The organism is Pedobacter steynii, from assembly GCF_900103665.1.
Taxonomy (GTDB): domain Bacteria; phylum Bacteroidota; class Bacteroidia; order Sphingobacteriales; family Sphingobacteriaceae; genus Pedobacter; species Pedobacter steynii.
This window is the reverse complement of record NZ_FNGY01000004.1, coordinates 96,354-110,541: the sequence shown is the minus strand read 5'-3', so window position 1 is coordinate 110,541 and position 14,188 is coordinate 96,354. Positions and strand designations below refer to the sequence as shown.

11 protein-coding genes and 1 pseudogene are annotated in these 14,188 nt (G+C 43.7%); 9 read left to right on the top strand and 3 right to left on the bottom strand.

Annotated features, from left to right (window positions below; translation table 11 throughout):
* Positions 1 to 134 precede the first annotated feature (134 nt).
* From BLQ87_RS12730 to BLQ87_RS12720, 3 genes are all read left to right on the top strand, one after another.
* Positions 135 to 1,415, top strand: coding sequence for a Gfo/Idh/MocA family oxidoreductase (locus BLQ87_RS12730; protein WP_074607190.1), 1,281 nt, complete (start codon positions 135 to 137; stop codon positions 1,413 to 1,415).
* 51 nt (positions 1,416 to 1,466) lie between these two features.
* Entirely contained in the window at positions 1,467 to 4,886 is a 3,420-nt protein-coding gene (locus BLQ87_RS12725) for a DUF1080 domain-containing protein (RefSeq protein WP_143010427.1), read from the top strand.
* Between the two features lie 69 nt (positions 4,887 to 4,955).
* On the top strand, positions 4,956 to 6,407 hold the full coding sequence (locus BLQ87_RS12720; protein ID WP_074607188.1) for a Gfo/Idh/MocA family protein: 1,452 nt from the start codon (positions 4,956 to 4,958) through the stop codon (positions 6,405 to 6,407).
* Between the two features lie 489 nt (positions 6,408 to 6,896).
* On the opposite strand, the pseudogene BLQ87_RS33505 reads toward BLQ87_RS12720, so the two are convergent.
* The 3 genes and pseudogenes from BLQ87_RS33505 to BLQ87_RS12700 all read right to left on the bottom strand — a co-directional run.
* Positions 6,897 to 6,992: pseudogene (locus BLQ87_RS33505) on the bottom strand (AraC family transcriptional regulator); the annotation flags it as partial.
* Positions 6,993 to 7,004: 12 nt separating this feature from the next.
* A complete protein-coding gene (locus BLQ87_RS12705; protein ID WP_074607184.1) occupies positions 7,005 to 8,057 on the bottom strand; it encodes a Vgb family protein in 1,053 nt (350 codons plus the stop codon).
* A 155-nt stretch (positions 8,058 to 8,212) separates the two neighbouring features.
* On the bottom strand, positions 8,213 to 9,025 hold the full coding sequence (locus BLQ87_RS12700; protein WP_074607182.1) for a DUF6266 family protein: 813 nt from the start codon (positions 9,023 to 9,025) through the stop codon (positions 8,213 to 8,215).
* 376 nt (positions 9,026 to 9,401) lie between these two features.
* Between BLQ87_RS12700 and BLQ87_RS12695 the strand changes: the two genes are divergently transcribed.
* From BLQ87_RS12695 to azu, 6 genes are all read left to right on the top strand, one after another.
* Entirely contained in the window at positions 9,402 to 9,767 is a 366-nt protein-coding gene (locus tag BLQ87_RS12695; protein ID WP_074607180.1) for a hypothetical protein, read from the top strand.
* Between the two features lie 200 nt (positions 9,768 to 9,967).
* Positions 9,968 to 10,789 carry a FixH family protein gene (locus tag BLQ87_RS12690; RefSeq protein ID WP_083361833.1) on the top strand — a complete coding sequence of 274 codons (822 nt, stop codon included), beginning with the start codon at positions 9,968 to 9,970 and terminating at the stop codon, positions 10,787 to 10,789.
* Positions 10,790 to 10,793: 4 nt separating this feature from the next.
* Entirely contained in the window at positions 10,794 to 11,072 is a 279-nt protein-coding gene (locus BLQ87_RS12685; RefSeq protein WP_074607176.1) for a hypothetical protein, read from the top strand.
* Positions 11,073 to 12,815, top strand: a complete 1,743-nt coding sequence (locus BLQ87_RS12680) for a TonB-dependent receptor domain-containing protein (protein WP_172664899.1) — start codon at positions 11,073 to 11,075, stop codon at positions 12,813 to 12,815. It abuts the gene before it with no gap.
* A gap of 129 nt (positions 12,816 to 12,944) precedes the next feature.
* Entirely contained in the window at positions 12,945 to 13,541 is a 597-nt protein-coding gene (locus tag BLQ87_RS12675; protein WP_074607172.1) for a Crp/Fnr family transcriptional regulator, read from the top strand.
* A 113-nt stretch (positions 13,542 to 13,654) separates the two neighbouring features.
* The gene (gene azu, locus BLQ87_RS12670) at positions 13,655 to 14,188 is read left to right on the top strand and encodes an azurin (protein WP_074607170.1); all 534 of its coding nucleotides are present in this window, start codon (positions 13,655 to 13,657) and stop codon (positions 14,186 to 14,188) included.

Below are 14,188 nucleotides of genomic sequence, written 5' to 3'. Positions count from 1 at the left end.
AACTTAAATAAAAAATGTCATTATATTTCCTAAGCCAAACAGACTTATTTATAGTTTGTTTTCCACAACGAGTATCTTTTTACCCATAACAACCTAACCACATTTTAATTTTTCGTAACACCAATTAATTAACAATGGAACCAAAACACACAAACGAAACCAATACCAGAAGAGATTTTATTACAAAAGCCGCCGTCGGGCTCGCGGCATTTACCATAGTGCCACGTTACGTACTGGGCGGTACGGGCTTTATTGCGCCCAGCGACCGCTTAACAAAAGCCGTAATCGGTGTTGGCTCTATGGGCCGGGGCCATTTCGGTTATGATGGAACACAGGTTGTAGCCATTTGCGACGTGGATACCAGACACATTGAAAAAGCAACTTCCATGTTAGATAAAGGCGTTAAAACCTTTAGCGATTACCGGGAACTGCTTAAATTACCTGAAGTAGATATCGTACACATCGCCACACCACCACACTGGCATGGCATCATGTCCGTTGATGCAGCGAATGCAGGCAAGGACATCTGGTGTGAAAAGCCGATGACGCATACCATTGGAGAAGGGAAACGAGTGATGGAGGCCGTACAGAAACATGGCAGCATGTTCCGCTTAAATACCTGGTTTAGATTTAAAGATACTTTTTACGGAATGGGAACCACTGTGAAACCTGTAAAAAAATTAGTGGACAGTGGTATGTTGGGATGGCCTTTAAAGGTGACCGTAGGAAAACATACGGGTTACGACTGGAAATTTTATTGGGTAGGAAAGGACAATCTCGCCCCTCAGCCAGTACCACCGGAACTGGATTACGACAGGTGGCTTGGCCCGGCACCTTACAAACCTTATAATGAACACCGGGTTCATCAGACTTTCCGTGGTTACTGGGATTATGATGGTGGTGGTCTGAGTGATATGGGACAACATTATATCGATCCGATCCAGTATTTCTTAGGAAAAGACAATACCAGTCCGGTTTCTGTGGAAATAGATGCCCCGCAACAACATACAGATGCCGTTGGCACCTGGAGAAGAATCACTTATACTTATGCGGATGGCTGCCAGATCATTTTAGATGGCGAAGGAAAAGATACCAATGTCCCTTATATTGAAGGGCCTAAAGGAAAACTGTATCCTGGGTTTAAATCAGATATACCAGACCTGGAAAGGAAATTGGCTGCATTCCCTGAGCCTGCACCGCAAATGACAGATTTTGTAACCTCTGTTAAAACCAGACAAAAATTTGCCTTAAATGAAGAGAACGGACATCGCTCATGTAATATTGTAAATATGGGACTGATCGCATTGAGATTGGGTCGCTCCTTAAAGTTTGATCCTGTAAAACAGGAGTTTATTGATGATGAAGGTGCAAACAGGCTTATTAATCCTGTAATGCGCGCGCCTTTTTCTATCTAATTAAATAGCGGTTTTAAATACAATTCAGATTAACATTTTACACATATCATAATGATAAGAAAGATATTCTTTATCCTGCTGGCCGCAATCATGCTACAAAATGCAGCACAGGCACAGCAGAAAACTGACCAACGTACAATAACGACACGCATTGCGGATTTGCTTGCTCAAATGCCTGCAAAGGATGCAGGACTGTTAAAAAATAACATGAACGACATCTCTCAGCTGGGAGAAGATGGGTATATCACTTTAATTACCGGACTTACTGCACCGGGCAAGGGAAATAACGCGCTGCTGGAATATGCAATTGGCGGTTTCTCTGGGTATGTTACCCAAACCGGACAGGAAAACTTGCGGAAAATGGCGGTTGCGGCTTATTGTAAAGCGTTACCGAAGCTTACTGATCCGCAAAACAAATCATTTATCATCAGCCAGCTGGAACTTGTGGGTAAAGATGATGCGATTTCCTGTTTACAAGGTTTTTTAACAGATCCGCTATTGGCTGACCCTGCAGGCAGAGCCCTGGTTAAAATCAATACTGTTGCCTCAAAAACAACCTTGTTAAATGCCCTGGGCCAGGCAAATGGTGCTGCAAAACTTTCCATCATTGAAGCTTTAGGCGACAGCCGTTTTAAGGATGCTGCTCCGGCGATTAATGCCCTTGCAGTGAGTAATGACGTAAATACAGCCAATGTAGCTTTATATGCACTTGCTTATATTGCAGACCCATCTTCAGAAAATGTACTCGCTGCAGCAGCCGAAAAAAGCGGATATAAATATGAAAACACCAATGCGACTGCCAATTACCTGATCTATGCAACACAGTTATCGGAAAATGGGAACACTGCAATGGCAGAACAAATCGGAAAAAAACTATTAAGTAAAACTGCTGCTGATGAGCATGTAAGTGTTCGCACTGCTGCTTTAAAGATTTTAGTAGCGGCAAATAAAGAAGGCAATCAACAAATTCTGCTGGATGCTGCCGGCGATAAGAATGCAGCGTATCGTGCCGCAGCCTTAAAGTTCGCGGTTCCGTATATCACTGAGGCTTCAACCGGGGCATGGGTTAAAAAACTGGGACAGGTGGATGATGAAGCGAAAGCTGATATCGTGTACATGCTTGGCGAAAGCAATGCAACAGCAGCATTGCCTGCGATACTAAAATTATTGAAGAGTAAAAATCAGCAGGTTAAACTGTCGGCGATAAATGCGGCTACAAATATTGGCCAGGAACAGGTTCTTGGCGATTTGCTGAAGGTAATGGGCAAAGGTGATGCGACCGATATTGCTGCTGTTTCCGGAGTGATCGACCGCATGAAGGGTAATGACATTCCGGCAAAAGTTGCTGCTGCAATTCCCGGCGCAAAACCGGAAGTACAGGTGGCATTGATCAATATCCTTGCCTCGCGTGCTGCAAATACACAATTGAATGCCGTTTATACGCAAATGAAAAGTAAAAACCCACAGGTACAACAAGCGGCATATACTGCTTTAAGTGCTGTGGTCGTAAATGGTGATTTACCTCAGTTGTTTACCTTACTTAATGAAAATTCCGGAACACAGGAACTGGCGGTACAGGCGGCAATTATTGCAGCCGTAAATGGCCCTGGCGATAAGACCGCACAGGTGGATGCCGTATTGCAGCAAATGAATACCGCTCCGGAAAATAAGAAATTATTGTACTATAAAGTCCTTGCAAATTTAGGATCTGAAAAGTCATTAAAAGCGGTGTCTGATGGCTATGCTTCCGGTAATGAGCAAACTCAGCAGGCGGCTTTAGAGGCTTTATCTGCCTGGGTTGATGGTAACGCCGCGGCAGCATTGATTAAGATTGCCCGTGAGACAAAAAATCCTGCTTTCCTGAATACTGCGTTAAATGGTTATTTGCGTGCGGTAAGAGAAAGCGCTGCCCCTGCAGAACAGAAATTGTTATTGCTTCGCAATGCGATGGCAGTAGCGCAAAGCCCGGAGCAAAAAAATCAGATACTAAAGGCTGCTGAACAGGCTAAATGTTTCAATGCGATTGTTTTTGCAGGTAAATATTTAGACGATGCTGCATTACAGCAGACTGCTGCAAATGCAGTAATGAACATTACTTTGGCCGGTGAGTATAACGGAGATCTGGTTAAAGGATTGCTGAATAAAACGATCGCTGTGATCACCGGTGGTGATAGCGGTTATCAAAAAGAAGGAATGCGCAAGTATATTGCTGAAATGAAAGCAGGAGCGGGTTTCGTATCTATGTTTAACGGAACCGACTTAACAGGATGGAAAGGCTTTGTGGCAGACCCGATTAAGCGTTCGAAAATGGATGCCAAAACATTGGAAGCTGAACAGAAGAAAGCGGATGCAAAAGCAGTTGATAGCTGGAAAGTAGCCAATGGTGAATTACAGTTTGCGAGCCATGGTGACAACCTGGTTACGGCTAAAAAATACGGTGATTTTGAAATGCTGGTAGACTGGAAAATCATCGATGATAAAAAAGGAGAGGGCGATGCAGGGATCTACCTTCGTGGCACGCCTCAGGTTCAGATCTGGGACAATGCACGTACAAAAGTAGGTGCCCAGGTAGGTTCAGGTGGCCTGTATAACAATCAGGTGAATGAAAGCAAACCATTGAAGGTGGCTGATAATAAACTGGATGAGTGGAATACCTTCCGTATTTTGATGAAAGGCGACCGTGTTACGGTTTATTTAAACGGTGTGCTGGTAACTGACAATGTAATTCTGGAAAATTACTGGGATAGAAATATGGCGATTTTTGCAGAGGAGCAGATCGAGCTTCAGGCACATGGTTCTCCGGTAGCTTACCGCGATCTGTACATCAGGGAGCTTCCACGTGTGAAACCTTTTGAATTGACTGCTCAGGAGAAAAAGGAAGGTTATAAAGTGCTTTTTGATGGTACGAATATGCACAACTGGATGGGCAATACTACCGATTATGTGATCGAAGACGGAAACATTGCCATTCGTCCAAAACCAGGAAAAGGCTCAGGTGGTAACTTATTTACCAAAGAAGAATTTAGTGATTTCGTTTACCGTTTTGAGTTTCAATTGACACCGGGAGCAAATAATGGTTTAGGGATCAGAGCTCCTTTAACAGGTGATGCTGCTTATGAAGGGATGGAACTACAAATCCTGGATAGCGAAGCACCAATTTATAAAGACCTGCATGTTTACCAGTATCATGGTTCTATCTATGGTACAGTTCCTGCAAAAAGAGGCTTTTTAAAGCCTGTAGGAGAATGGAATTATGAAGAGGTGATTGTAAAAGGTCCTAAAATTAAAGTGATCCTGAACGGAACGGTGATTCTTGATGCAGACATTACTGATGCCAGAAAAAATGGCGCAGCTGATGGTCAGCCTCATCCCGGATTATTGCGCAACAGCGGCCATATTGGCTTCCTTGGTCATGGTTCCCCGGTACAGTTCAGGAACATCAGAATTAAAGACCTGAGCAAAGGGAAATAACCTGTACAAAGGCGAATAACCTGCCTGGAAGAAAGGCAAATCATATGAATACGACAAAAGAATAAAAAAATGACTGAAGAAAATAAAGATTCAGGGGCAAATAGTTCAAGAAGAAACTTTATTAAAACCACCGCCCTGGCAGCGGCAGGATTTATGATTGTACCCCGCCATGTATTGGGTGGGAAAGGATTTTTAGCACCCAGCGACCGCCTTATGGTTGCTGGCGTTGGCGTAGGTGGAAAAGGGGAGAGCGATCTGGAAAGAATCTATAGTGGTGGTAAATCTGATATCGCATTTCTGTGTGATGTTGATGATAGAAGAGCCGCGGGATCGGTTAAGCGGTTCCCTAAGGCAAAATATTATAAAGACTACCGGCAGATGCTGGATAAAGAAGCCAAAAACATTGATGGTGTTGTTATTTCAACACCGGACCATACCCATGCGATGATTGCCATGGCAGCAATGCAACTTGGAAAACATGTATATGTTCAGAAACCTTTAACACACGATATTTTTGAAGCACGCAAGCTAACTGAAGCGGCAAAGCGTTACCAGGTGGTTACCCAGATGGGAAATCAGGGCGCATCCGGTGATGGGGTAAGACAGCTGCAGGACTGGTGTGATGCCGGCCTGATCGGTAAAGTGGAAACGGTGTACTGCTGGACGGACCGTCCAGTATGGCCTCAGGGAATCACCTGGCCTTCAACAGCTGCTGAGATCCCAAAAGAACTGGACTGGGACTTGTGGTTAGGCTGTGCCCCTTACAAGCCCTACATCGATAAAATGGTTCCTTTTAACTGGAGGGGATGGTGGGATTATGGCACTGGTGCGATTGGCGATATGGGCTGTCACCTTGTGGAGCCACCTTTCAGAATATTAGGATTGGATACGCCGATTGATGTGCAGTGCAGCGTTGGAAGTATTTATGTAGATGAATTTAAAAGAGGGTATTTCCCTGATAGTTGTCCGCCGTCAAGTCATGTAATCATGACCTTTGAGAAAACAAAGAAAACCAAAGGGAACCTGGAGCTTCATTGGATGGATGGGGGGATTAAACCCGAACGTCCGGAAGAACTGGAAGCGAACGAAGCTTTTGGGGCAAATGGCGTGTTGTTCATTGGCACCAAAGGAAAAATGATGTGTGATGTGTATGGTGCTAACCCAAGGTTATTGCCATTGTCGAAGAATGCGGAAGACCGTACCAAACGGAAAACTCCATTGGTAGAAGGTGGAGTTGACGGTCATTACACCCAATGGGCAGAGGCAGCGATTGCGGGCTATGGTAAGATAAACCTGAGCTCACCATTTGAAACGGCTGGCCCGCTTACAGAGACACTTTTAATTGCCAATCTGGCGATTAGAGGAACCGATGTGAGAAGAGCCAAAGACAGCGGTTTTGACTATCCAGGAAGAGACATCAAGTTACTTTGGGACAAGCAGAACCTTAGGGTTACTAATTTTGATGAGGTGAATCAATTTGTTAAACGCGAATACCGCCAGGGCTGGAGCCTTGGGGTATAGGAGGAGTATCAATATTCCTGAGTTTCAAATGAAAAAAGCACTGACAGGTAAAAACTGTTAGTGCTTTTTTTCTGTGATGAGTTCTGTTGAGATCAGCCAAATAATGCGGTCCCAGTAGCCATTCTTTCTATTAACGCGAAGCACAACGAACCTGAAATCAGGCCAATAACTATTGCGATCAGTCCAAAGAAAAGTAGTAGTTTTCGCAAGGAAGATTGCGCTAAGCTTGTTTGTTTTTCAGCGGAAATGTGCTCATGAATGTTTCTGAAGTTCCGAAACACAACGACTCCAACCAGACCCATTGCCAAAAAAAGTAATGCAACAACAATTGTGATCACATAAAAGCGGGTTTGATTGGCGTGGATAAAAACATCACTCAAAGTAACCAGGCTCAACAAAAACTGACAGATAACTGCTGCAAAAACGGAAAATTTAAAAAAACGAAACATATCTTTTGATAAATAACAGATGCACACAATGCTACGAAAATTAATTAAATGATTGTCTGAATTCCAATGGAGATAAATTGGTTTTTCTTTTAAATAACTTGTTAAAAGACTGAGGATGTTCAAATCCCAGTTGGTAGTGTAGCCGATTTTACAAAGTGATCTTTCCCAATCTATCCAGCATCATTTCGGTGAACCATAAATTGCCATCCTTGTCTTTTCTGATGCGGTGCATCATCACCGAGCGGCTCGGAACTACATGGGTGGTAAAGGGGACACCTGTAACCGTAAAGCCACAGGAGGTTCTTATTGATTTGTCAAATTTGAGGAGATAGTCGCTTCCTTCTGGTTTGGGGTTGTCTAAATCTACATAGACCTGCACCCATAAATTCATTTCATCATCAAAGCATAAAGAAGCAAGACGGGAGTTTTGCTGAACAACAGGGATGGGGTATTCGCTGATGTTACCTTGTGCATCTATTCTGCCGATGTTAAGGCCAGCTTCCTGGGTAAACCACATGCAGTTTTCCACCGGGTCTTTGATGATCGCTATTGGCCTGCTGTTGCTGGTCGGTATTGCGTATTCGCTTACCTTTCCCTCAGCTGAGATGTTCAGGATATTGTTGCCCAGTAATTCTGTTCCCCACATTCCGCTTCCATTTCCTGCAGATAGAAAGATCGGTAGTGCCGCGAGGGTTTCTAATTGAAAATGGCTTACCTGACCGTCAGGAGAGATTTTGCCAATCGTACTGGTTCGTTTTCCCGTAAACCAAATGGTTTCCCCATCTGCATCGAGTCCTATACCATGCGGTGCAGTATTAATTGGAGCCCCGGAAGTGCCATTCGGGTAGATTTTTACGTCAATGCGTTGAACAATATTTCCATTTTCATCCAGACGGACCACCTGACCGAGTGATTCAAGGGAAACCCAAAGCCTCCTTTTGATATCAATTAACAAACCATGTGGCGCGCTGTTTTCCTCCATGTCGTAATAGGTCAGCAATTCCCCCTGGTAATTGAACTTCGCTACTTTATTCATGTTCTGCCCCGTCACAAAAATAAACTGATCGTTGATGATCAGCTCATGAGTTGATCCAGGTTTTTCGTCGCCGGTAAGTGGCCAGTTTAAGGGAAATTCTGTAATGTTTCCAAGTGTGGATGGTTCCGCTTTTTGCGTTGGCATCGTTGGCATATTCATGTCCATAGTATATTTAATAAAGGGTATGGAACCAACGATTCTTAGGGTCTTATTACAAAAAAAAAGAATAAAACAAAAAGGTTGAGCAGCGTTAATTCTTGTATCAAAGCTAAATAATTATCCGCATTTATAAATGAAAGCCATAAAGATTATTCAGAAGATCATAGCCTTATTCCCGGCAGGCGTACATGGGCGGCGACAGGAGGGAAGGGATTGGTTTCCACTTCATCCCCCAGGGGCAATGGCACTTTCTGTAGCCTTGGTTTTTCCTGTACTTCTGGTTCCTCCCGTAATCCTGTTTCTTCCTTTAGTTCTGGCTTTTCCTGCAATTCTGGTTCTTCCTGTAGTCTTAAACGCCCTAAATACTGGCTCTCCGATTGACTGCATCTGTCCTTAGCCACTACCGCAATGTAAACGTCTACTTCTTTTCCTTTCAGCGCTTCGGGAAGCTGGAGCACATCTGTTCCTGAACTCCTGAAGTTACCAGTACACTGGTAAGCCGCCTTCCGGTCCTGCATATCTATGGCCAAAAGCATCACCTGATCATAAGGGGAGCCACCGTCGATGTTCGCCGGATTCCAGCTAAAACGGAGCATATCTTCTCTTTCCTGTACCACAACCGCAGTAGTTAAGCCGGGGAGCGTTCCACCACTGATTTTAAATTGAGCAGGATCGATATAGTCGGCTTCTTCATTTGTTTTAAGCGCAAACCGGCGGTTATAGGAAAGGGCAGCACGTGTACCCCCGCTAACGGTCCAATAGTCTTTAAAACCAACCTTGACCAGATCCTTAATACAGTTAACAACCTCCTGTATCAGTTTAAACCGGCTCCTGTTTTTCAATTCATTTACAGTGGGCGGAGCTGTTCTATCCGGTAAACTCCTCATCCGGTCTATGCCATACAAAGTATAGCCGACAACGGTACCCACCTTTCCGCTGAAACCACCTAACAATCCTTTTGTAATTTTTGCCATCTCTTTTTATTTAAGTTGCGCTTTCATTGGATCTTTACCCGATGTATACTGCGTTCTTACCCGCCTTTAACACGCATCCAAGCGAGGTTGCACCGAGTATAGACCGAATATAAAGCCTGGTTTGAGCGCGTATAACCGGGAGCAGTTCCAATACTGCAAGGTACAGAACATTTCCCTCCCTGATCCCGGATAGGATTCGCTATTATATGCCGGATACCCGCCAGGATTTGAAGAAATTCAATCGTTTCCTATTCACATCGCTACCATGGACCAAACGAATTCCTGATAACGATCAGTTTTTTAACCCCTCTGCATCATTAATTAGCGTTTATTGATTACTTACTTTTATCCCTATAATTTCCCAGCTATCTAAAGGATGAAAAAGATCATCAGCATCATATTAATATTGTCTTTGGGTTTTCAATGTATGGCCACGTTGGGATTAATTACAATTTATCAGCTGAATAAAGCATACGTCAGTAGCGCACTTTGCGAAAACAGAAACCGGCCGGAAATACATTGTGAGGGCAAATGCGTTTTGAAAAAAAGCCTTGCTCATGCGGAAAGAACCGAAAGGGAAGCTGGTTCTGTCGGGAAACAGCTAGATATCCCTTTATTTCTTACGGTTACTGCCGAAGATTTGGTTGTCGAATTCATTCTGTCCTGTAAAGGAAATACACCTTTTCTCCTGAATTATACGCACACGATTTCTGATCATATATTTCATCCTCCTTTGGTATGATCTCAGTGAACTAGTCTTCAATATCCGAAACATTGCCCTTATTTTACCTCAGATCCATATGAAACCATCGTGATCTTACAGAACACATAACGAAATGAACATAAGGTCATGATCGCTTCATCACCTTTAAACCAAGTTTACGAGTTCTTGAGAACCTTTGAGGATCAATAAACAACACGAAAAAAAACAAATATATTCTGATGAAAAAGCGATATACTATTGTCTTTTTGCTGACCGTTTTTGCGGCCTGTAAAAAAGATTCGAATCATACAATTTCTACCGACCCTAAAGAAGGGTTAATAAAGATCTCAGAAGGTTATGCCTTAGGTGCTGCTACCAAGGTAGAGCTCTGGTCGCAGACGACCATAACGACAGGACATAACAAGCTGTTCCTGGCACTTTATGATTCTCTTTCCAATCAATCAATCACAAAAGCCGGGATACAAGTCCTGCCTGTTATGGATATGGACATGAATGGAATGCAAATGTCTCATGCCGCACCTTGCTTTCAACCGGAAAGCAACCAGGCTGAAAATACACTGTTCCCTTGTGCTGCAGTTTTTACCATGCCTGGCGCTGCTGCTGGTCAGAATAAATGGTCTTTTAAGGTAACTGTTAAAAAAGAAGGACAAAATAATTCTGCAATAGCCCTGTTGCCATTGGAAGTTAAAGCCTCCCTGCCGGCGAGGGTGAAAATGATCAGCACTGCTGATGGGGCCAAACTGGTTGTTTCCTGCTTTTTACCTGCCAATCCAAAAATTGGAATCAATGAGATGGAGTTGACCATTCATCGTCAACAGGATAAGATGACCTTTCTTCCGGTGGATGATTATGTTGTATCCATGACACCGGAAATGCCGGCTATGGGACACGGTTCTCCCAATAACATCAATCCTGTGATTACCAAAAACGGACGCTATAAAGGGAAAGTCAATTTCACCATGACCGGTGAATGGAGGATCAATCTTGGGCTAAGCAAAGCGGGACAAAACCTGAACACATTTTTTGACCTTACATTTTAAGGCGATGGACATTTATTTTAAATCTGTTCCAGTTGTTTTTTTACTCCTTTCCGGATCACTGGCGGTAGCTCAGACTAAACAAGATAGTGTCATGAAGGAATTGGCATTAAAAGAAGTTCAGATCCATACGAGCCGGAAAAGTAAACATCCGCGAACGGCCTTTTATCAATCGTCTATGCTTTCGGGCATAGACGATATCCTGGCGAAGGTGGAAGGGCTGAGTTTAATTAAACGGGGACCGCTAGGAATGGAACCTGTACTCCGGGGATTTTCCGGCGGCTAGGTGAATGTGGTCATTGACGGGATGAAAATCTTTGGCGCATGCACGGATAAAATGGATCCCGCAACAATTTATACGGAGCCTGTTAACCTGAAAAGTATCGAGGTCAGGAACGGCGGAGAGGGGATGAGTATGGGTGCTACAGTGGGTGGTACGTTAAACCTGAAACTGGCCGACGCCGTTATTGATTCGAATGTCAGACTTAGCGGAAGCATGGCCTCCGGATATTATTCGGCTGCTGCATCGGTACAGAATGTACTTGCGATGAACTACAGCGCGAACCGTTGGGCGTTGCGGGTAAGTGGCGTCTATAGAAAAGCAGGGGATTATATGGATGGCCTCGGCCAAAGGATCGCCTTCTCCCAATATGAAAAATTAAATACCAGTGTTTCCGGAAAATATCTGGTCAGTAAAAATAGCCTGATTAAGGCGGATTTTCTATTGGATGATGGCTGGAACATTGGTTTTCCGGCATTGCCGATGGATGTGGGTTATGCAAAGGCCAGAATCGCCTCGCTTAGCTATGAGTTGAAAGGTCAACCCGGCATCCTGCAGGAGATGGACGCAAAAGTGTATGCAAACTCCGTCCGTCATGCGATGGACGATACCCGGAGACCAACGGTAACAATGCACATGGATATGCCCGGAGAAAGCCATACGCTGGGTGCATTTTTTCAGTTTCGACTCAAACCCCGGGGAAAGCATATATTGAAGTTGAAAACAGACTTTTATTACAATTCAGTGAAAGCAGATATGACCATGTATCCCCAGGGAGCGGCACCAATGTATATGAAAACATGGCCCGAAAATCATCAGGTTGTAGCAGGGCTCTTTTTGGAGGATGGGATTTTTCTCAATGAGAAAAGTCGCCTGGATCTTAAACTACGGGTGGAAATCGCATCTTCAAAACTCGCTGACCAGATGGGGAAAAACCAGTTCGCGGTTTTAGGTTATGAGGTCCATCAGCCCCTTAACCGGTTCCTGAAAAATGTGAATGTCAGTTATACCCGGTTTTTGAGTCCGCTTTTTACCGTGTATGTGAGCGGAGGGCTGAATGAAAGGTCGCCAACCACATCTGAACGATTTGGCTTCTATCTGTTTAACCGGATGGACAATCACGATTATGTTGGAAATCCATTGTTGAAGAATGAACAGGCCTGGAATGGCGAATTAAACCTGTTGTTTTCAACAACGGATTTTTCCTGGAAATTAACGGCCTTTGGCAGCCTGGTACAGCATTACATCATCGGGAAAACCCAACCGGAATTAAGCGTAATGACGACCGGTGCTGCTGGTGTCCGTGCTTATGAAAATATTCCTTCCGCAAAATTATTTGGCGCAGAATCCAGTTTTAATTACCAGTTTTTCCATCAGCACTTTATCCTTAACAATACCTGGAAATGGCTGCAGGGCGAAGACCATCGAAATAACCCCTTACCCCTGATCGCTCCGATAAAAACCATCACGAGCCTTCGTTTCCTGCATCGCCGTTTATTTCTGCAGGCAGAAAATGAAATCAGCCTCCGGCAAAACCAGGTCAGTCTGGATTTTGGCGAAAAAGAAACCCGGGGATATACGGTATTCAACCTGAGGTCGGGTTATAGTTTTGCAATGAGCCGGTATCAGCTGAACTTTTCAGCAGGCATAGAAAATCTGTTTAACAAAGCGTATGCAGAACATTTAGACTGGGGTTCGATGTTAAGACCGGGAAGGAATATTTATGGCATGCTGACTTTGAAATTCTAAATAAGTGATCAGGCCGGTAAACAATGCTGAACATCACTTTTATAAGTGATCCCGCTTCCGAAAGGATGACCAGCTGCCATTTAACTTAGCTCCAGGATGGATGACCTCCGGACTTAATGAAAGTAAAGCATGATTGAGGAGCATTTTTTAATTCAGTTTGGTGCCAAAACCGCAAGTTTTGAAAAGGGAGAAATGTTATTCAGACAAGGTGACACGCCCAGGTATTACTTTCAGATCCTGAAAGGAGCGGTAAAAATGAATAATTTTAATGACGACGGAAAGGAATTTGTGCAGGGAATTTTTACAGAGGGGGACAGCTTCGGAGAACCACCTCTTTTCATTAAAGATAGTTATCCCGCCAATGCAGAGGCGATCGCGCCTTCGGAAGTCTTCCTCCTGGCGAAAGATAAGTTTCTGGAACTACTAACCTCCAATCCCCAAATTCATCTTAAGATTACGGTTAACCTCGCCGAACGGCTTTATTTTAAATCTGTTATGGCCTCAGAAATCTCTTCTCAGGACCCCGAACACCGCGTCCTCAAACTCATTGACCATTTTAAAATTAAGATCAATAAAGTGCCCGCAGGAGAAAAATACAGGGTGGAAATTACACGGCAACAAATTGCTGATCTAACCGGATTAAGGGTGGAAACCGTGATCCGTTCTATAAAATCCCTGGAAAAAAAGGGGGAACTGACCATCGATAACCGCAAAGTGTACCGATAGTATGCTTTATGATTTCAGTCATAAAAATGACCTGTATCTCCATCATAACTTTGACCCATTACTTCAGCTAATTACTTCATATAAATTAATAATCACCATTAAAAATAATCAAAATGAAAAGATCAATCCGTACTTCAGCATTACTATTTGCATTTGTTTTTATACTCAGTTCCTGTGGCGGAAACGCAGATAAAAGTCCGGCTGCAGGTTCAGTTCAGGAAACCACTGCGGAGCCGGTTCAGGAGGAGAGCAGTGCTGTTCAGCCTGAAATCAGCAACTCCCTGACGCTGGAGGGAAATGACCAGATGCAGTACGACAAAACAGAACTGCGTGTTAAAGCAGGTCAGACCATCACTCTGGTATTTAAGCATACCGGAAAAATGGAGAAAACGGCAATGGGACATAATTTTGTAGTCTTAAAACAAGGGACTGACCTTAATGCATTTGCGCAAAAAGCGATGACCGCTAAAGACAACGACTACATTCCTAAATCTGAAAGTGCCAGCGTTATCGCGCATACCAAGCTTATTGGCGGAGGCGAATCGGATACGATTGAGTTTACCATTCCTGAAAAAGGCAGCTATGATTATATCTGTTCGTTTCCAGGACATTTTTCTATGATGAAAGGTAAGTTAATTGTAGAGTAA